This window comes from Saccharopolyspora sp. NPDC049426, from assembly GCF_040676935.1.
Taxonomy (GTDB): domain Bacteria; phylum Actinomycetota; class Actinomycetes; order Mycobacteriales; family Pseudonocardiaceae; genus Saccharopolyspora.
In genome coordinates this window covers 35,944-55,906 of record NZ_JBFAPZ010000022.1, presented here as the reverse complement: position 1 = coordinate 55,906, position 19,963 = coordinate 35,944, and the positions used below count along the sequence as shown (strand labels likewise).

16 protein-coding genes are annotated in these 19,963 nt (G+C 66.6%); 9 read left to right on the top strand and 7 right to left on the bottom strand.

The window, feature by feature from the left end; genetic code table 11:
- Positions 1 to 131 precede the first annotated feature (131 nt).
- Positions 132 to 2,405 (top strand): LuxR C-terminal-related transcriptional regulator, encoded by a 2,274-nt coding sequence (locus tag AB0J78_RS31915; RefSeq protein ID WP_363795523.1) that lies wholly within the window; start codon positions 132 to 134, stop codon positions 2,403 to 2,405.
- A 234-nt stretch (positions 2,406 to 2,639) separates the two neighbouring features.
- On the opposite strand, the gene AB0J78_RS31910 is transcribed toward AB0J78_RS31915, so the two are convergent.
- Positions 2,640 to 2,834, bottom strand: a complete 195-nt coding sequence (locus AB0J78_RS31910) for a hypothetical protein (RefSeq protein WP_363795547.1) — start codon at positions 2,832 to 2,834, stop codon at positions 2,640 to 2,642.
- Here AB0J78_RS31910 and AB0J78_RS31905 point away from each other — a divergent pair.
- The 6 genes from AB0J78_RS31905 (at position 2,772) to AB0J78_RS31880 (ending at position 10,003) form a co-directional block, all read left to right on the top strand.
- Positions 2,772 to 4,034 (top strand): FAD-binding oxidoreductase, encoded by a 1,263-nt coding sequence (locus AB0J78_RS31905; RefSeq protein WP_363795545.1) that lies wholly within the window; start codon positions 2,772 to 2,774, stop codon positions 4,032 to 4,034. The two genes, AB0J78_RS31910 and AB0J78_RS31905, sit on opposite strands and share 63 nt — an antisense overlap.
- Before the next feature lie 101 nt (positions 4,035 to 4,135).
- Positions 4,136 to 5,476, top strand: a complete 1,341-nt coding sequence (locus AB0J78_RS31900) for an NB-ARC domain-containing protein (protein WP_363795521.1) — start codon at positions 4,136 to 4,138, stop codon at positions 5,474 to 5,476.
- Between the two features lie 372 nt (positions 5,477 to 5,848).
- Positions 5,849 to 6,400, top strand: coding sequence for a hypothetical protein (locus AB0J78_RS31895; RefSeq protein ID WP_363795519.1), 552 nt, complete (start codon positions 5,849 to 5,851; stop codon positions 6,398 to 6,400).
- 73 nt (positions 6,401 to 6,473) lie between these two features.
- The gene (locus AB0J78_RS31890) at positions 6,474 to 7,475 is read left to right on the top strand and encodes an aminotransferase class I/II-fold pyridoxal phosphate-dependent enzyme (protein WP_363795543.1); all 1,002 of its coding nucleotides are present in this window, start codon (positions 6,474 to 6,476) and stop codon (positions 7,473 to 7,475) included.
- Between the two features lie 154 nt (positions 7,476 to 7,629).
- A complete protein-coding gene (locus AB0J78_RS31885) occupies positions 7,630 to 8,856 on the top strand; it encodes a hypothetical protein (RefSeq protein WP_363795517.1) in 1,227 nt (408 codons plus the stop codon).
- Positions 8,857 to 9,214: 358 nt separating this feature from the next.
- Positions 9,215 to 10,003, top strand: a complete 789-nt coding sequence (locus AB0J78_RS31880) for a Ku protein (protein WP_363795515.1) — start codon at positions 9,215 to 9,217, stop codon at positions 10,001 to 10,003.
- Between the two features lie 698 nt (positions 10,004 to 10,701).
- Here the strand turns inward: AB0J78_RS31880 and AB0J78_RS31875 are convergent.
- Positions 10,702 to 10,947 carry a hypothetical protein gene (locus AB0J78_RS31875; RefSeq protein WP_363795513.1) on the bottom strand — a complete coding sequence of 82 codons (246 nt, stop codon included), beginning with the start codon at positions 10,945 to 10,947 and terminating at the stop codon, positions 10,702 to 10,704.
- Between AB0J78_RS31875 and AB0J78_RS31870 the strand changes: the two genes are divergently transcribed.
- The gene (locus tag AB0J78_RS31870; protein ID WP_363795511.1) at positions 10,946 to 12,037 is read left to right on the top strand and encodes a site-specific integrase; all 1,092 of its coding nucleotides are present in this window, start codon (positions 10,946 to 10,948) and stop codon (positions 12,035 to 12,037) included. The genes AB0J78_RS31875 and AB0J78_RS31870 overlap by 2 nt on opposite strands.
- Before the next feature lie 43 nt (positions 12,038 to 12,080).
- Here AB0J78_RS31870 and AB0J78_RS31865 read toward each other — a convergent pair.
- From AB0J78_RS31865 to AB0J78_RS31850, 4 genes are all read right to left on the bottom strand, one after another.
- A protein-coding gene (locus tag AB0J78_RS31865) for an IS3 family transposase (protein ID WP_363795457.1) occupies positions 12,081 to 13,240 on the bottom strand; the annotation gives its coding sequence in 2 pieces (ribosomal slippage) (positions 12,081 to 12,959 and positions 12,962 to 13,240; 1,158 coding nt in all).
- A gap of 642 nt (positions 13,241 to 13,882) precedes the next feature.
- Positions 13,883 to 15,364, bottom strand: coding sequence for a carboxyl transferase domain-containing protein (locus AB0J78_RS31860; RefSeq protein ID WP_363795509.1), 1,482 nt, complete (start codon positions 15,362 to 15,364; stop codon positions 13,883 to 13,885).
- Positions 15,361 to 16,569 carry a CoA transferase gene (locus AB0J78_RS31855; protein WP_363795507.1) on the bottom strand — a complete coding sequence of 403 codons (1,209 nt, stop codon included), beginning with the start codon at positions 16,567 to 16,569 and terminating at the stop codon, positions 15,361 to 15,363. Before AB0J78_RS31855 ends, AB0J78_RS31860 begins: the two co-directional genes overlap by 4 nt.
- Positions 16,562 to 17,623, bottom strand: coding sequence for a carbon-nitrogen hydrolase family protein (locus tag AB0J78_RS31850; protein ID WP_363795505.1), 1,062 nt, complete (start codon positions 17,621 to 17,623; stop codon positions 16,562 to 16,564). Before AB0J78_RS31850 ends, AB0J78_RS31855 begins: the two co-directional genes overlap by 8 nt.
- Positions 17,624 to 17,762: 139 nt before the next feature.
- Here AB0J78_RS31850 and AB0J78_RS31845 point away from each other — a divergent pair, with 139 nt between their 5' ends.
- Positions 17,763 to 18,539, top strand: coding sequence for a helix-turn-helix domain-containing protein (locus AB0J78_RS31845; protein ID WP_363795503.1), 777 nt, complete (start codon positions 17,763 to 17,765; stop codon positions 18,537 to 18,539).
- Positions 18,540 to 18,898: 359 nt separating this feature from the next.
- On the opposite strand, the gene AB0J78_RS31840 is transcribed toward AB0J78_RS31845, so the two are convergent.
- Complete coding sequence (locus tag AB0J78_RS31840; protein ID WP_363795501.1) at positions 18,899 to 19,888, bottom strand: NADPH:quinone oxidoreductase family protein; 990 nt, start codon at positions 19,886 to 19,888, stop codon at positions 18,899 to 18,901.
- Between the last annotated feature and the right edge of the window lie 75 nt (positions 19,889 to 19,963).

The following is a 19,963-nucleotide window of genomic DNA, read 5'->3' as shown; positions in this document are numbered from 1 at the left end:
TTCCCTGCTGGTATGTCCACTGTGGGACCGCGAGGGCGCGACTTGCGAGCGTTGCCAAGTTGCCATTTTTGGCAACCGTTGATCGTTTTTGCTGGTTACCATCGATGCGCGCGTCGACCGTGGGGGGTGTAGTGAGCGAGCTCGATTCGTTCGTCGGACGTCAGACAGAGACCGCGCGGGTTGTCGAGCTGCTGGCCGACGGTGCGCGGCTGGTGACGCTGACCGGCCCCGGCGGCCACGGCAAGAGCCGCTTGGCTCGCCACATCGCCGCCAACCAGGAGCTGTTCGACGAGGCTGTCGTCGTGGAGCTCCAGAGCATCGACGATCTCGATCTCGTCGCTGGGCACATCGCGCACGAGATCGGCGGCGGGCAACAGGTCACCGCCGGCCCGCACGGGTGGCAACAGTTGGCGAAACTGCTGTCTGACCAGCACTTCTTGTTGGTCCTGGACAACTGCGAACATCTGCTCGGATTCAACGAGCAGGACGGCCTGGACGAGCTGGTGGGGTTGCTGCTCCGAAGCGCCCCCCGGGTGGTGTGCCTGGCGACCAGCCGGATCGCGCTTCAGGTGCGCGGTGAGCATCCGATTCCCCTGGAACCTCTGACCGCGCCTGACCCTGTCCAGCGCCCGAAACAAGCACACGAGTCCGAGGCATTGACCTTGTTCGTCGATCGCGCCCGCTCAGCCGACGCCGCGATCGACCTGCGCGAGGACGGCAACCGCGCGGCCGCTGCTCGGCTGGTGTACCGGCTTGGCGGGATACCGCTGCTGGTGGAGCAGGTCGCGGCACGCATCGGCTCAGTCTCGTCAGTGGCCGAACTGGAGAGCCGCTTCACCGCTGACTCCTACCGGAAACTGGTCTCGCAGGTGATGCAGTGGACCTGGGGTTCCTGCACCGCCGAAGAGCGCACGCTGCTGGCCAGGCTGACAGTCTTCCGAGGCGGATGGTCACTACCAGCCGCCGAGGTGGTAGCTGGTACCGATCTCGACGACGTCGACCTTCTCCTGGATTCCCTGCGCCGACAGGCCCTGATTCTTCGAGTGCCCGGTGTAGTGCCGGCTCGCTGGCGGATGCTGCAGCCAGTGCGCGAGTGGGTGCAGGATCGCCTCGACGACACCGAGCGGGCCGACATGCGGGCTCGGCATCAGCACTGGTGCGGCCAGATCATCGACGACGCCGCCACTCACGGACACGGGCCAGCCGGCTCCGGGCTGCTACGGACGCTGCGACGCGAGCTGCCGAACGTGCGCGCGGCCCTGACCCGCTGCACCACCCCCACCGACGCCGAATGGGGCCTGCCCGCTGCGGTGACCTTGGCCAACGCGCGTGTCCCGTTCGTGCAGGGCGAGTTGAGCGAGTGGGGACGGCACCACCTCGCGCGCCTTCGTGAGCTCTACCCCCATCAGGACTCCACGCGCGTCGCCTCACTCGCGAGTGAGGCCTGGGTCGCGGTCTGCCAAGGCGACCCCGCCACAGCCCAACTGCTGGCGCAAGCACAGCACGCTGCCACTGAGCAAGGCCAACCCGACCATTGGCTGGTGCTCTACGCCCAAGCCGTCGACGCCACCTTCGGAGCCGGGCCGCCCGAGGAAGCTGGTGAGCTGTGGAATCAGACCCTGAACCAACTGCGTGGGCAGGAGCTCCCAGCCACGCACATCTTCTTGGGGTTGGCCGGGATGTGGCGGGCCGTGCGCTCCGGTGGCTTCGCCGAGCCCGCCGAAGGCGCCGAGATCATCGAGGCATTCAGGCAAGAATGCCGGACACATTCCTCGGACCACCTGCTGAGCTGGGGCGACTGGGCATGGGCACTGCTGTGCGTGCGGCGAGGCGATGTCGAGTCAGCGATCAGCACACTGCGCGAAGCGATCACTGCCCAGCAGCACCACCAGGACTTCTGGGGGCTGCCGTGGTCGCTGGTCGTCTCGGTCCTGGTGGCCGCTGAGCGTCGGCAGTGGCGCGACACCGCCCGTCTGCTCGGCGCAGTCGAGCTGGTCATGCAGCGCACCGAGATTTCCTTCCGACGCCTGCGTGGCCTCGGCGACGCAGTCACCTCCGCCGAACAACGCACCAGAGCCGCAATGTCGGCCGACGACTACGCACGCGAGCACGCCGGCGGATTCACGCTGCCGTTCGAGGACGCCTGCACCCTGCCCCTGGCATTGCGATGGTTCCGCGACGTCAACGCCCACGACGAGCCGGTGACACCGGTGCTCACCGAACGGCAACAGCAAGTCGCCACGCTGGTCATCCAAGGCGCGACCAATCGGGCAATCGCCGAACAGCTCGGGGTCTCCCTCGCCACCGTCGACAGCCACGTACACCAGGTCCTGACGCGCACCGGGGCCGTCAACCGGCGCGACATCCACACCATCGCAGCGCACCTCGGCATTACCGCTCAGTAGCAGACATACGCCGGACCGAGTTATTGAGTAGCCGGGCTTCCTATTGAGGCTATATTGATATTTCTGCCGCCCGTCGAAATCAATAGTGACTGTGGATGTAAGTGACCTTGTGCCCTGGTGACCTGGAGTTCGTACCGGTAACCGACGGAGGGCACGCCGTTGTCTCTGGGGTGGAACACACGAACGCGCCGATGGTCCGATGACCACGACGCCACTGGTTCTGACTTCATCTGCCTACCTGATGCCTTGCGCCCGCGGGTCGTCACCGACCCCGCCGCTCTGTCCGAGGCCGAGGGCGACCTTGGCCACCAACACCACCAGGCTCCGGGCCTGCTCCTGCGCCCGCAGGCAGCCGAGGAAGTCGCCGTGGCCGTCCGGTTCGCCGCTGAGCACGGGGTCCCGGGAGTCGTAGCCCGGGGAACGATGCACACCACCGGCGGCCAGGCCCTCTCGCCCACAGGCGGCGCGCTCTACCTCGACATGCGCGGGCTCAACGACCTCCGCATAGGCGACACGCACCTCGCCGCCGGGGCCGGCGCCACACTCCGTTCCGCTGCCGAGGCCGCCTGGACCTGCGGCAAACGTCTGGCCAGTGGGGTGACCGGCTATACCGGTCTTACCGTTGGCGGCGTGCTTTCCGTCGGCGGATGGTCCCTGGATCACGTCGCCGGAACGATCGGCGACTACGCCGACGAGATCGAACTCGTCGACGGCACCGGCACAGTCCGAACGTGTTCGTCGACGCACAACCCCGACCTGCACCGCTGGATCTGCGGTGGGCTCGGCCAGTTCGGCATCATCACCAGCGCCACCCTCCGGCTGATGCCCGCCCGCCCCTACGCCAGCTTCCGCGTCCTTCGCGGCATGAATCGAAACGACATGCTGCACGCCACCCGCAGCCTGATCCGACGCGGCCAGCTCGACTCGGTCTACGGGCGCCGCCGGGGTACCGACCCCTCATGGGAAATCCTCGCCGCGGCCTACCACGACCACTACGACGACCCGATGCCGCAGATGTTGCGCAGCATGCCCGACCCCACCTCCCACGAAGGCAACCCACAGCCCTACATCGACCAGATCCTGGCCCACGACACTCAGCTCTACGACCCGTTGATCGAACAAGGATGGAACATACTGCCGAAAAGGTGGTGGGACTTCTTCTTGCCTGACACCACCATTTCGGGTTTCCTCGCAGCGGCCGAAAACAGCGAACCGCAAGACATCTACGGCGATCCGTCGGCGGTGGCCTTGGCTCTGCCGAAGTATCGCAACTCCATCCGCACCGGGCTGCACTTGCCGCCGCCGGTCGGTAACAGGGCTCACGAGCTCGTGTGGCTCGCCGACGGTCTGCTCGACCCCGGCCTGGAACACCGAGACCTCACAGGCTGGGTCGCGCGGACCCAGGCATGGATCGAGCACTTGGCCGCTGAGGCCGCCCAGCGCGGCGCCACGGTCTATCACATCGGCAACGTGAAGCATTCGGCGTTGCAGCACTACTCCCGCGCCCTCGATCACGTCACGGCGCTCAAAACCGAATACGACCCGGCTGGCCTGTTCGGCCGGGGCTTGTGGACAACCAACACACCAACAGCGCAGCCAGCACCACCGTCCGCAACAGACCGCACATAGCGGCTTTCATCGCCCCAGGGGACACCCAAGGAGAACTTGTCCCGCTGTTCCTGGGGTTTTTCACCACGGGGGGCAGGTTGCGCATGAGCTGGGGGAAGCACATGCGCAGCAGCACACACGCAACAACCGCTGCAGGCCAGCAGAACGACGTCGAAAAAACCGGCTCTGCGCCGGCGGCGAACACACATCTTGGCTGCGTGGTGCAGGCCTGGTGCGCTCGCAACGAGTACACCCAGGGCGAGCTCGCCGACGCCGCCGGGGTGTCACGCGGTCAACTATCGCGCCTGGTCAACGGGGCGAGGTCTGCCACCAGCCAGATGCTGATGACACTGGAGTACGTCATGCACACTGGTGGCGAGCTTGAGGCGGCGGCCTGCCGTGACGCAGAACGACACGACAACCTGATCCCCGCGCGTCGCCGTCCCGCCCCTGCCCAACTCCCTCCAGCACGTGGCGTGTTGTACGGCCGCGACCACGAAATGGCCGCGCTCGCACCTCGCGGCACCGTTCCCGGACTCCGGTTGCTGATCTGCGGCCCACCCGGCGCCGGCAAGACGGCCCTGGCAGTACAGCACGCGCACCGCGTCGCCCCGTCCTATAGTGCGGGCACCTTGTGGGCAGATCTGCGGGGGCACCGCCGCAGATCTGCCGACCCCAGCCACATCCTCGCGGACTTCCTAGCCACGCTTGGTTTGCCGGTGCCCGACACCTTCGAAGACCGAGTTCGGGAGTGGCGTTCGGCGACCTGGTCGTCGCGACTGCTCATCGTGCTCGATGACGCGTGCAGCACCGACCAGATCACCTCGCTGCTTCCCGCAGGAAACCGCTGCGCAGTCCTGATTACCAGCCGCTTCCGGCTCTCGTCGGTCCTGGCCGACGGCGGCTGCCGAACCATGTCACTGGGCCCCCTTCCGCGAACAGCCTCACTGCAGCTCCTGCGCACAGTGCTGGGTGAGCGGGTCAACGACGAACCCGCGGTCGCCGAGGCCATCGCCGAGGACTGCGGAGACCTCCCCCGCAGCCTGGTTCTGGCCGCAGAACGGCTAGCTGTACACCCCACAGTGCCACTGACCAAACTGGTGGCCGAACACGCCGATCGATGGGAACTCACCGAGATCGGCGACGAACCCGAGACCAGCATGCGAGCCACCCTTCACCAGTTCTCGGCGACCCTGCCTAAGAACCACCAGAGTGCCTGGCATCTCATGAGTCGCGCCCGCGGACACTTGACCAGCGCCGAACTCGCAAACCTCACCGGATGGAACGTCGCGCAGGCCCGGAACGTCCTCGACGGGCTGGTGCTGGCACACCTGGCCGTACGGCAGGACTCCGTCTATACGATGCCGCCACTTTTCGCCGCATGGGGCATGCACATGCGGGGCGAGCCAGAACACACCGCCGCCCCTCGCGCACCATACGAAGACGCCCACCACGACGGCTAGCAAGCCACGAAACAAGTCTGGTCAGAGGGCTGTCACACGGCCCCACCCGACCTCTGCCCAGCTCGCGGTACCAGGAGCGTTGCTGTCTACGCCGACCAGCGCGGCCCCTCGGTGCGGCCCAGGAGGCAATCCCTGAACTAACGAATAGACCCTCGACAAGGCATTTCAGTATTTCGGCACAGGACGAATGCCAGCCCGGTTACAGACGTTCTCTAACAATGGCTTTTTGTCCATAGTGGTCGATCATTTTGTCATGTCAATCCCAAGCACGATCAGTGGCATTCGTCCTACCGTCCACTCCTCTCAACCCACCTGGCCCCACAGCACTCGTCAACGCCCGGGGATCCAGGTTCGCCTACTGGGGAGGTTCTGATGACCACCACGCACCACACCGCCATCGAGCGCACCACCGTGATGGCCAGCCTGCGTGAGGCCGAATGGCAGCGCGGGCCGCACAACCAGTGGCTTGCCCACCTCCTGCACCGCGGCACCGCACCCGGCTGCCACACCTCGCTCCGCGCCGTGCTCATGCCGCCCGGTCACAGTGCCGGCGCGCACCTACACCGCGCCCACGAGGTGCAGGTGATGGTCCTCAAAGGAGTAGCAGCGACGCTGCTGGGAGAGACCCTCGAACCGCTGGTGCACGCTGCCGGCGAACCGATTTGCGTTCCCCCGGGACACATCCACGCCGCGGTGAACCTGTCCTCAACGCGGTGGCTCATGGCCATCGAGACCTTCAGCGATCCCCATTCACGAGACGTGGCCACCCTGCCGCACCTGGATGGGCTGGTCAACGAGGTCGCCTCGCGACTGCGCCGCGAAAACGCCGTGACGATCTTCAACCGCGAGACCCGCACGACCGAGGCACTCGTCGACGAGATCATCGCCGACGTCGCCATCCCCACCACCCGGAACGGACGGTGACCCGTCATGACCGCCCTCCACCCCGGCACCAGCAGCACCCAAGACAGCCCGGTGCGCCCGCAGCAGGCCACCTATCCGGCTGACCCATAACGAGAACCCGTGGCCACCGACACCGCGCGTTCGGGCCGCGCTGGAGCGCACCGCACCCGGCCTGCACCGCTACCCCACCGCCTCCGACGAAGCTCCCCTAGTGGAGGCACTCGCCGAACACCACGACGTACCCACAACCTCGATACTGCTCGGGGCGGGGTCGGCCACGCTGCTCGATCTCGTGACCCACGTCTGCACCCGCCCCGGGGCAACCGTCGTCTGCCCCTGGCGAGGGTGGGAGGCCTATCCCCACATCATCGCCCGCTCACGAACCAACTTTGTGCCGATCCCGTTGACCAGCGCTGATGAGGTCGATCTCGACGCGATCGCCCACGCCATCACTAGCGACACCGCGATGGTGCTGCTGACTAATCCGCATAACCCCACCGGACAGGCCCTCGACCGCCAGTCCTGGCGGCGTTTCCTCGCACGCGTGCCCTCTGGGGTCACGGTCGTGATCGATGAGGCGTATTACGAATTCCTCAGCCCGCCCGAACGCGCCACCACAGCCAGCGGCATCGACACTGTCCGCGACCCCAGCAACAACACTAGGGTGATCGTGCTGCGCACCTTCTCCAAAGCCTTCGGACTGGCTGGAGAACGCATCGGCTACGCCATCACTACTTCCCAGATCGCCGCCGACCTACGTCGGTGCCAGATCCCATTCAGTGTCAGCCGCACCGCGCTCGCGGCAGCGGCAGCCACCTTCCACGACACCGCCGCCCGCGAGGCACAGCTGCATGAGATCCGCGCCGAACGCGACCGCCTCGCACGCGAACTCACCGCACTCGGCTACCCGGTCCACCACAGCAGCGCGAACATGCTCTGGCTGCCCCTGCGCAACCGGGCCGAAGACTTCGCCACCGGTCTCGCCCGGCACGGCATCATCGTGCGCCACTGGCCAGGCGACGGGGTGCGCATCAGCGTCGGCACCCACACAGACCACAACGCCCTGCTGGCCGCCGCCCGTGTCCTCCCCCGCTAACCACCACACCCCCACGGCGACGCCACACACCACCGCGTGGGCGCATGCGGCCGGGTTTGCCGGCGTAGGACTGCTCGCCGCCCTCCAACGAGCCCCGATCGCCGGCCTCGGCAGTCTCCTGCCCGACCTCCATCTAGGCAGCCTCCTCAATGCCGTGCTCACCGCCGCACCGCCCCTCTGCATCGCCGCAGCCGCACTTGCCCTGCCCGCATTCCACACCCGGTTGTCCATCGGGCGGCTCCTGGCCATCTCGGCAGGGATGCAGGCCGTGGGACTCGCGTTGCGCGCACTGGGCAGCACCACCACGTTGCTGGTCGGCTCAGCCCTGGCCTACCTCGGCATGGCCGTGGCTGGCATCGCCCTACCGGTCCACATCCACACCTACTACCCGCGCCACGCCGCACGCATCATCGCCGCCGTGGCCGCCACGATCAGCGCCGGTGTCGCCACCGCCAACGCAACGACACCCCCACTACTGCACGCCGCACACGGCCACCCTGCGATTCCTCTCTTGCTCCCATTCCCAGCTGCACTCATCGCCTGGGCCCTCTGGACCGTGTGCAGGCCCGCGGAGAGTCCCACTAGGACACCGGTGGCGCGGGGGACGTGGCGCTGGATGCTCCGCAATCCACGAACCTGGGCACTGATCGTGTTTTTCGCGCTGCAATCCGGACTCGCCATCGCGATGCTCAGCTGGGAAGCCGCCCTCTTCCGTGCCGCCGGAATCCCGGCGGGACAGGCCGGACTGCTCGTCGCGGGCACGATGGCCGTCTCTATCGCAACCGCACTTACCCTTGGGACACGAACCAACCGCGCCACCAGCCAGGCGCCTGGCCTCGTAACCATGACCAGCGCAGGCATCGCGGGAGTGGCCGGATTCCTTCTCGCCCCCACTACGGCGCCGTGGGGGTGGGCCGCTTTGCTCGGTGTGGGAGTCGCCGTTCTCTCGGTCGCCCTCGCTCTGCCAAGCCTGCGAACGACCAGCCCACAGGACGGCATCGTGCTCGGCTCGATCGTCCAGGGCGCCGGCTACCTCCTAGCCGCCGCAGGTCCACTCGCAGTGTCGCTGACGACTCCGACCACCGGCCTCATCCTGCTCATCGCTGGCGGCCTGGCCCAGCTGGCACTCGTGGGAATCGTCGGCCGCCCACACCACATCGAGCATCCTGCACACCGGCACCGACCCGCTGATACTGCCGGCGTGCGACCACACCGCCACGGCGAGAACACCCCTCGCCCCTACCGACGCTGTGCACACGTCAACCTCACCGGACTCACCGACGAGCAGCAACTCCAAGCCGTGACCGAAACGCTCCGCGTCACCCCAGAGAAAGCCGCCGAAATCCTGTCACTGATCCATACCCCTCCTGACGAGCAGTGACACCCACAGCCGCTTCCTGTCGCTGACCACAACCAGCCGTGCGCCCGCACCGCGCCAAACCGGTGTTCATTCGTTGCTGCGTTCAGGACTGTCCGGGAAACGGATCTGGCCGGAGACTCCGTTGCAGCGCTGACCGGACAGATCCCTGCGTTCTCCTGGGTGTGTTGCACAACGTATGCCCATGCCTGCCTGGGGGCGGGGTCACCGTCGATGTCAGTGGACTGGCGGGCGGCTAGCGGCCTGGTCGTCCTTCCGCCCGCGCATGCAGGTGGGGGGCCACGTCCGATGGAAGCGTGTGGGGGTGTGAAGGGTCGAAATGCCTTGGTCGGAGCCTGCCGGCCGGGCGCAGGCTGGCGCTGTGAGAACGCAGTGGAACGGTGTGATCAGCTTCGGGCTGGTGGCGATCCCGGTCGGGTTGGCGGCGGCGACGGAGTCGAGGTCGATCAGCTTCCGGCAGGTGCACCGAACCGACGGGGCCCGGGTCCGCCACGACCGGGTCTGTACGGCGGAGGACCGCCGGGTGCCGTGGGAGGAGATCGCCAAGGGCTACGAGCTCCCCGATGGCCGGATGGTGGTCCTGTCCGAGGATGAGCTGGCGGAGTTGCCGCTGCCCAGTGCACACACCATCGAGGTCGCCGAATTCGTCCCGGCCGGCACGGTGGATCCGATCCTGTTCGACCGCTCGTACTTCCTGCAGCCCCACCAGGTCGCACTCGGCGCATACGCCCTGCTGCGGGATGCGATGACTGACACCGGCCACGTGGGGCTGGGGCGGGTGGCGATCCGGACTCGGGAGCGGTTGGCACTGCTGCGGCCCTACGGGCCGGGCATCAGCCTGGTCACGCTGTTGTGGCCGGACGAGGTCCGCGAACCGGACTTCGGATGGCTCACCGACCAGGCACCGCAACCCCGCGAGCAGGAACAGCGGATGGCCGAACAGCTGGTGCTGTCACTGTCGAGCTCGACCTTCAACCCCACCAGCTACCGCGACCACTCACGCGAGGCCCTGCAAGCACTGATCGACGCCAAACTCGCCCACCGCCAGATCACCGTCCCGGAACCGCGCACACAGGAAGCCGCGGACCTCGAGGAAGCACTGCGCGTGAGCCTCGACCAAGCCCGTCGGGCGCGCACCGCGCGTACGTGACGACTGGCTTGATGCTGCCATCGAAAACCGCCATTCGAGACGCGCACGCCGTTGTCGTTGTCCGGGGAAACCCGCCGCGTCCTCATAGCACGCGGCCGCGAGGTGATGAGCTGCCAAAAATTGGTTCTCCAAGCCCCGCCTGTACGTCGACGACGCGTAGGTGCGAAAGGGCACGTTTGCGCACGTCACGGCACTTGCGAGTGCCGTCAATGGTCAGCGGCACGCGTGCGCTCTCGGTTAGCCTGCGCGGGACACAGAGCTGGACCGAGGGTCGATGCAGACCACATGGCCAACCGAGAGCGCAGCACCATGAGCGTACGCGGGCTAACGCAAGACGGATCTGGTTAGAGTGCGGCGGCTTTGACTCGTCCTGACGCTCACGACACCTCGGTATCCCAACTCACGTCAAGCCGTTTGCTCGGAGTACAGCACAAGGGGACAACGAGATGGAGAGAGTTGGCAGTAGCGGCCAAGACAAACGCACTAGCCCCACGGGTTGGGCCGAATCCATTATCTCCGCCGTCATCCCCGATCGACGGCCATCCACCGACCTGACGATCCCTCCGCTTCCCGTGCCCGAACTAGGTCCGGTGCCAAACGGCTCGTCGGCACACTGCATGGGGCGTGTGGATCGATCCGGCCGGATCGCTGCCCGGAGCGTCCTCGATGGACTGGGATGGTCGCCGCACGATCGGCTTTCATTCAGCCTGACTTCCGGTGTCGTCGTGATCCGCCGCGACCCAGCAGGCGGCACCGTCACGCTGCCCGGACGCGCCTGCCTCGGGATTCCCTCCAGCATCAGAGCACGTTGCAGCATCGAACCCGGCCGCAGCGTCTTGCTCACCGCCGTACTCAGCCACGATCTCCTGCTCGCCTATCCCGAGGCCGTGCTCGAGCAGATGATCCTTCTTTTCCACACCCAGCTCGTCCCACAGGATTAACATGCACGCCGATAACCACGGGGAAGCCACCGGAAGAGCCCGGGAGGAAGTCGAGGCAGTCCGCGTACTCCTGGCACGGCTCAACCTCGACCCCACCGACCTCACGGCCCACACCGGACATTCCTCGGCACCCGCATTCGCCGAGTACGTACCGCTGGTCGCCGCCACGGTCAGTGCCGGCACCCGACGAACCTACGGCCCCTACTGGCGCCATCTCGTCGACCACTGGCCCGAACGACGACTCACCGAGCCCACCAGTACCGAAATCCGGCTCCTCGCAGAACACGTCCAGACACAGGCACTCACCCGACGCAACAGCCGAGGCGGCCGCAGCGCCACCGAGCACTTCATCGCAGCCCTACGCCGCCTCTACGACCAAGCCGAAGCAGACGGCCTGCTCTCGGAAACGGCCAACCCAGCCCGCCGCGTGCCGAAACCAACCCGCCTGCCCAGCACCCGACGCGCTCTCTCCGACCACCACCTCAGCGAGATCAACCACATCGCCGCCACCACCGGCAACGATCCCGCCCTCGATTCACTTCTCCTCCGCTTCCACACCGAAACCGCATGTCGCCGCGGCGGCGCGCTCACGCTTCGACCACGCGACCTCGACTCCGAACTTTGTGTCGTCACGCTGACCGAAAAAGGCGGCACACGACGAACACAACCAATCTCTCCCAGCCTCATGAACCACCTACGAGCGCACCTTCACCACCGCCAAAACACCGATCCCGACGCGACCGTGTTCCGCTACCGCAACGGCCATCCCATCACCAGCCGCCGCTATGACTCCCTCTGGAACCGCATCGGAGACCACCTGCCCTGGGTCGCCGCACAACAGGTCAGCATCCACTGGATCCGGCACACCACCCTCACCTGGGTCGAACGCCACTTCGGCTACGCCATCGCCCGCGCCTACGCCGGCCACCTCCCCCGCGGACACGAACCCACCGCCACAACCACCTACATCCGCGCCGACATCGAAGAAGTCGCCACCGCCGTCTCCGCACTCACCGGCGAAACACACCCCCTCTCACCCGAAAACCAAAGCCCCTCGGTACCAGCCAGGAACGACCTCAATGAAACTGAATAACGGGACTGCCCAGGGTTCGGTTGACACTCGGGGTTGAGTGTTCTCAGGCCGCTGTAGCGGTCGTGTAGATGGTCTCAAACTCGACTGGGGTGAGTTTGCCGAGGCGGCGTTGTCGTCGCCTGCGGTGGTATTTGGTCTCGATCCAGGACACGATCGCCAGCCGGAGCTCGTCCCTGGTTTTCCAGCGTCTGGTGTTGAGAATGTTCTTCTGTAGCAAGGAAAAGAACGATTCCATGGCGGCGTTGTCGCCGCAGGCGCCGACTCGGCCCATGGATCCGGTCAGCCCGTGCCGGCGCAGCAGACGCCGGTAGCTGGTCGACCGGAACTGGCTGCCGCGGTCCGAGTGCACGATCACGCCGTGCGGGTTGCGCAGGGCGATGGCGTTGCGCAACGCGGCCACGGCCAGCGATGAACGCATTCGAGGGCCGATTGAGTAGCCGACGATGCGGTTGGAGTAGCAGTCCTTGACCGCGCACAAGTACAGCTTGCCCTCGGCGGTGGCATGCTCGGTGATGTCGGTCAGCCACTTGGTATTCGGGGCGGTGGCGGTGAAATCCCGGTCCACGAGGTCGTCGTGCACCGGCGGGCCGGCCTTCGGGTTACGGCCCTTTTTCTTGGCATGCGCCGAGAAAATGCCCTGCAGCGAGCAGATCCGCCACACCCGGTTCTCCGAGGCCGTGAAGCCGCGCCGGGTGAGTTCGTCGGCGATGAACCGATACCCCTCGGTGGGATCGTCGAGGTGGATCTCGAGTGCGACGTTGATCAAGTGCGCGTCGTCGACGTCGCGTTGCGAGACCGGGTCGGATTCCCACTGGTAGTAGGCCTGCCGGGAGATCCCCAGCACCCTGCACGTCACCGCCACCGGCACCCTGATCGGGGCGTCGGTGGCGGCCAGGTCACGGACGAGCGGGAACGCTATTTTCCCGGCAGGCTGCCCTGCGCGAGATAGGCCGCGGCCTTGCGCAGCACCTCGTTCTCCTGCTCCAGCAACCGGTTGCGTTTGCGCAGTTCCCGCAGCTCGGCCGACTCCTCACGAGTCACGCCCTCACGGGCTCCCTCGGCGACCTCGGCGGCACGCATCCAGTTCTTCAGGCAGCCGATCGAGATCCCGAAATCAGCGGCCACCTGCGTCAACGACGCCTCGCGACGACGGGCCACCGCGACCACGTCATCACGGAACTCCTGCGGATAAGGCTTGGGCACGGTCGACATCCTTCCAAGCAAGGCCGAAGCCTCACACATCAGGTGTCAAGCGAACCCTAGGCAGACCCGGTTGTCCTGACCAGTTTCCGTAGCGACCGGAACAACGGACGATCGACCCAGCAACGCCCACTTGCGCGACTCAGGGGAGATAGGCGATGCGTTTCCCGAACACCCGTCTCTCCTGTCGTGATGGGGCTCCTCCTGCAGGCGCCGAGCTGAGCTTTTCCGGTCCGAAAATCGTGCCCTGCACCGCTTCGAAGCAGGCGCGGCAGACTCGACCGGAGAAGGTGCTGGGTTGCTCGGCGAACAGACGCAGGGTTGGGACAGCTGTTCCCTGGCACAGCCCACCGTGTCCGGCCGCGTTGCACATGCAGGCACATATCGACGACACGCTTCTCTCCTTCCACACAGTCAGCCCTTGCGTGTGGTGACCTCGTCGGTGAGCTGATTGGTCTGTGTTCACACGTGGTCCTGACGCAACCGCTCACTGAGGGTTTCGCGGAGCGCAACCAGATCGGTAATGGGCACTGCCGCGCCGGCGACGAGAGGACCTCGGCGTCTCGGGCTTGGCATCCCTTTTCGAGAAACTGGCACTGCTTGGGATGGCGGCCCCGCCACACAGGCGACCGCCCGACAATCGGACTACCTCGCCGCTTGGCCTGTATGTAAAGCGCGACTCTCTTCGAGGGCGTGGTCGGGGACGACGCGACCGGCGGCGAGGCTCCGTGCGACTGCTGCGACCACCGCCGTGGCCAAGTCGCGGGGAGACTCCCCGTCGAGCTCGGCGACCACCTGGTGGACCACACCGTGGGCGAGCAGATCCGCGGCACGCACCTGCTGGGCGGCGGCGAGCTCCGCTGCGTGGGCGGTGTCACCGTGCACGATGACGCTTGCGCCTTCGGGCGGCAGGGGTGAGAGCCAGGCGTGCTCGGTGGCGATCACCTCGTGCGCCGGGAGCAGCGCCAGCGCGCCGCCACCGCAGCCTTGTCCGAGGATGACCGAGATCGTCGGCACGGTCAGCGAGGCCATGGTGGCCAGGCATCGTGCGATCTCGCCGGCCATCGCACGTGCTTCTGCACTCGGCGACAGCTCGGCGCCCGGGGTGTCGATGATCGTCACCAGGGGCAGCCAGAGTTCCTCGGCCAGTCGCATCGCGCGACGAGCGGCCCGAAGCGCGCTGGGCCCGAGTTGCTGATGTTGATCCTGCCGTTCGCGGTCCTGGCCGACCACGACACAAGGCTGTCCGTCGAGTCGGGTGAGCGCGATGAGCACGGAGTCGTCTCGCTCACCCTCGTTGGTTCCTCGCAGGCGCACGGTGCCGCTGGCGCCGTACCGCAGCAGGTCCCGCACACCGATCCGTCCATGCGAACGCGTGCGCTCGATCGACTCCCAGGCCGGCAGCGGTGCCTTCGGAGCGGTGAGTCGCACGGGCAGCGTGGGCGCAGACGGCGTGTCAACCAAGACGCTGAGGGCAGCGTCTGCGAAACCTCGCAGGTCTTCCGGTGCGGCCACGGCATCGATGACTCCGCAGTCGGCCAGGTGCTCGGCGGTCTGGATTCCTTGAGGGAAGGGCACGCCTTCGAGCGCCTCGTAGACCTTTGGTCCGAGGAACCCGATGAGTGCGCCGGGTTCGCCCACGGTGACATGAGCCAGCGAGCCCCAGGACGCATAGACCCCACCGGTCGTCGGGTGCCTCAGGTAGGCGAGGTAGGGCAGTCCGGCCGCCCGGTGTCGCATGATCGCCCGCGTGATCTCAATCATCTGCACGAAGGCGGGGGTGCCCTCCTGCATGCGGGTCCCGCCAGATGCCGTCGCAGCGAGCAACGGCAGGCGTGCCACCGTGGCGCGCTGTACTGCGGTGACGATGCGCTCGGCGGCGGCCCGGCCGATGGACCCGGCTAGGAACTGGAACTCGTTGATCACGACGACGACCGGGCGACCGTTCAGCCTGCCGAGTCCGGTGAGCACTGACTCGTCGACGCCCGAGTGTTCGGCCGCCGCGGCGAGCGTCGCACGGTAGTCCGGTGCATGTTCGGAGATGTCGGCGGGCCGGTCCCAGCTTTGGAAGCTTCCCTCGTCGAGGACGATGTCGATGAGTTCTCGGGCCCCGTACCTCCGGCTCACGGCTCTGCCACCCACGCTCGGATCTGGTCGCCGTGTTGGTCCAGGGTCGGCGGTGCGGCGTGTTCGGACGGGGTTACCTCAGCCCCGGCGGCGTCGAAGAAGCGAAGGGGCGGGCCGGGCAGGCTGACCGGGCCGAGGGTGGCGTGCTCGACATCAATGAGCAGTCCTTGGCTGGCGGTCTGTTCCCAGGCGTAGACCTGGTCCAGGGAGCGGACCCGGCCGGCAGGGACGCCCGCATCCTCCAAGTGCGCCAGCAGGTCGTCACTAGTCCAGGTGGCGAAGAGCTTCTCAACGAACTCGATGACGAGCAGGCGGTTAGCGACGCGTTCCGGATTCGTGGCCATGCCCGCGATTTCAGGGTCGACCCCGAATGCAGCGCAGAAGCGCCGCCACAGCCCCTCACTGCCCACCGCGATCTGCACCGCGCCGTCTGCGCAGCAGAAGAGACCATACGGGGAGATGCTCGGATGGTGGTTGCCCTGCGCACACCCGACCTCGCCGGCCACGGTCCAGCGGGTGCCCTGGAAGGCATGGACGCCCACGACCGCGGCGAGAAGCGACGTGCGCACGACCGTCCCGCGGCCGGTCCGGTTACGTTCATGCAGCCCGGCCATCACGCCGTAGGCGCCGTACATCCCGGCCAACAGATCCGCGATGGGAGTGCCGACCCGCTGGGGATCGTCGGCACCGGAGCCGGTCAATGACATCAGGCCCCCCTCGCCCTGCGCGATCTGGTCGTAGCCGGCTCGCCCACCCTCCGGGCCGTCGTGGCCAAACCCGGTGATGGAGAGCACGACCAGACGGGGATTACGCGCGAGGAGATCGTCGGTGCCGAGGCCGAGCCGCTCGAGGACCCCGGTGCGGAAGTTCTCGATCAGCACGTCGGCGTGGTCCACCAGGTCGAGGAGGACCTGCTTGTCCTTCTCGGCCTTGAGGTCGAGCGCGATCGACTCCTTATTGCGGTTCGCCGAGAGGAAGTACGTCGCCTCGCGGCCCGTTCCTTCTCCGACGAACGGGGGTCCCCAGCCACGGGTGTCGTCGCCGTGTCCGGGGGCCTCCACCTTGACGACCCGGGCACCGAGGTCGCCCAGCATCATCGCGGCGTGTGGGCCGGCGAGAGCCCGCGACAGGTCGATTACGACCACATCCTGCAGCGGTCCACGGTTGCCACGGGTTGGCCGCTGCCCGGCCTCGATGTCAAGCATCGGTGTCAACCTCCTCGCCGTCCACGGTCGGAGCAATAACGGCTTCGCGGCCATAGACCGGTTCGTCCGGGCTCGTCTCTGTCACCGTGATCGCGGGCCGCCGGCGCTTGTCGACGCGCAGGTCGAAAATGTCGAACCGGTTGTAGGTGCCGACGATGTCGTGGGCACGCTTGAGGACGATCTCCTCGTGCAGATCGACCGACGCGGTCACGATGCCCTCGGGCGTCTCCGGCGGGCCGGCGATGATCTCACCCCGCGGGCCTACGACGAGGGAGACCGTGGGGGTGGAGAGGAGTTGCTGTTCGATCCGCTCGTTGCCCTGGGCGACGGTGTCGATCGCTTCCTGGTCGAGCACGGTGGAGGCCACGATGGTGAAGACCTTGCCCTCGAAGCTGTGGGCCGCGCTCCGCAGACGGATGCTCTCGGCCAGGTCGTACTCCGGGGCGCCGGTCCTCTGGTCGAACGGCCACGCCGGCGGATACGTGGCAATGTGGAGCCGCTGGCCCTGTGCGAGCAGCGTGTACTTGGCCAGCGTGTTCGTGTTCTCGCCACAGATCAGCGCGCCGAGGAACCAGCCATCGAGGTCGACCGGCTCCAGGCCGTGGGCGTCGCCGTGCGACCACGTCAGCCGCTCGTGCCAGGTGCCGACAAGCTTGCGCCGATGGTTCACCAGGCGGCCCTGACGGTCGAAGATCAGGTTCGAGTTGAACACCTGCCCCAGGCTGTGCGCCGCTCGCTCGTTGACACCGACCGAGAGCACCACGCCGTGGCGTGCGGCGATGTTGCCCAGCCGAACAGCATGCGGGCCTGGCACCGTGATGGCGGACTCGAAAAGCCGCAGGTGCAATTCGTGCTGGTCGACCGGTGGGAGAACCGATCCCCAGATGGGGAACCCCGAGACGAAGGTCTCGCCGAAGACGACGAGCTCGGCCCCCTGGGCAGCCGCGTCAGCGACCAGCGACTCCAACTTCTCCAGCGTGGCGTCGCGATTGAGAAAAACCGGTGCTGCCTGAACGGCAGCCACCCGGACAACAGGCAGGCGGTCGTTTGCCATCGGACACATTCCTTAGTAATCATGTCGATGCGTCTCGACACTCTCAATTGGGCGTGATTTGACCGTAGAAACCTGGATCACGCAGGGTCAATGGGAAGTCTGTCGACGCTTTTCGACAACAGATCAGAGGGTGAGTGCGATGTGGCAGCAACTCGTTGACGCAGGTCTCGATGCAAAGGACGCCCACTTCTACCTGGCCGTCCTACAGCGAGGGCGTGCGACAGTCGCCGAGGCTGCGCGGCTGGCCAACGTGAGCAGGACCAGTGGCTACGACATTGCGCGACGCCTCGAAGCACGTGGGCTCATCGGCAGGGTGGAGTCCGCCCCGGGCGAGAGTCAGGACCTGCGCACGCAGAGCCACCTGGTGGCGAACGACCCGGCCCAGCTGCTCGACGAGTGGGCCATGCGGCGTCGCGTGCTTGATGATCTCGTGCCCCAGCTGCGCGCACTGTTCTCGGCGAGCCGCACCCGGCCCAAAGTCCGCTACCTGGAGGGCGTTTCCGGGATCCGCACAGCGCTGTTCGAAACCCTGGAATGGGACTCGCCGCTGCGCGGCATCCTCTCCATGAGTGATCTCATGACAGTGCCCGGCGAGTCAGCGATGGCCGACTACATCGCAGGGCGGCGCGAACGCCAGCTTGTTCTTCGTGTCATCCGCACCCGAGATCATGACTGGCCCGGTGGCTGGCTCACCAGCGCACGCGACTACCGGGTGGTCAAACATGCCCCGGCCGAGTACCAGTTCACGATGACCGCCGTGATCGGTTCCCACGAGGTCGTCACCCTCTCCTCCGCGCGCGAAACCTTCGCAATGGTGATCGAGAGCGATGAGTACGCCGAGATGCAGCGGAACTTCTTCGAGGTGCTCTGGGGAGCCAGCATCAGCGCTGAGACCGACGACTCCGGCGCTCCTTGATCGAGCACCCGCGTGCGAGACGACGCCCCTCAGCCGCCGTCGAAGTTGCCGATCGCGGTCCGCTCACCGGATCAGCGCATCGCATTCACGCCAGAATGCCCAAGGACTCCACTCGACAACCGTCGAGTGGAGTCCTTCCAGACTCGCCCTTCGCCCGGAAACGAGAGGTACGTCGGGAGCCCCGAAGTGCTGTGCGCTACAGCCGCGCCGACATCGATGGCCGGCGCGCCCCTCCCCGGTCTTGGTGATGAAGAGCGACCGGAACGTGGCCGAGACGGGCCTCGGCCACAGGCGCGCTTCGAGGCGCGGTCGAGAGGTTGACCAGGTCTCGATCAGCGATGCCCATCGGCGTATTCCAATCACGTTGGAGCGGTCATCACCAACTTCCCGTGAGTGCGACCACTGGCTAGTTCGCCCAACGCGTCGGCCACACCTTCGATGTCGAAGGCGCGGGAGATGAGTGGCGCGATCTGGCCTGTCTGCGCCTTGGTGAAGATGTCGGACTGGGCCTGCCTGACCAGGTTCGGCTGGTGCTGCCAGTACAGATTCCAGTGCAGCCCGGCGATGGTGTAGTTCTTCACGAAGGGGTGGCTCAACTTCGCGAGCGGAATCGTCCCCGACGCGAAGCCGACCACGACGATTTGCCCCTCGAATCCGACGTACCTGCGTGCCTGCTCGTAGGAGTCCCCCCCGATCGACTCGAACACGATGTCAGCCCCACCCTGAGGGCAGAGCCGACGGACCTTTTCGACGACGTCTCCTTCGAGTCGGTCGATGACGAATTCAACGCCCTGGGACTCCAACATGGCCCGCTTGTCTGCGCCCGAGACGATGGCAATCAGGTGCGCGCCGCCGGCCATGGCTAGTTGTGACGCTGCGAGGCCCACGCCTCCGGCGGCCGAGGTCACGACCACGGTGTCTCCTCGGGTCATCCGGGTCCGCCGATGCAGGGCTAGCCAAGCGGTGAGGTAGGTGAGGTGGAGGGTCGCTGCCTCCGTATCGGGGATGACCTCGGGGACCTCGATGACGGTGCCGGCGTCCATCAGCGCGTATTCAGCGAAGCCACCATGCGGCAGGACGGGCTGCCCCAGCACGCGGCGACCGACGAGGTCAGCCGGGGCATCACGACCCACAGACTCGATCACGCCGCATGTCTCCAGCCCGGGGGTGAACGGCATATCTGGGTTGACCTGGTACCGGCCGCGGCACAACAGGGTGTCCGCGTAGTTGCAGGCAGTCGCGCCGACTCTTACCAGTACCTGGCTGGACGTAGGACTCGGGAGGGGGGAATGGCTGAGCCGTAGCGCTTCACTCGGCTCGGCGTGTCGAGTGACCTGCCACGCCTGCATCTCTAATCTCCTGCTTCGTTGGGGAGGCATGCCGGCTCGGGTCGGCTTAGCCCGGCCGACCTGTTGGTCGGCCGG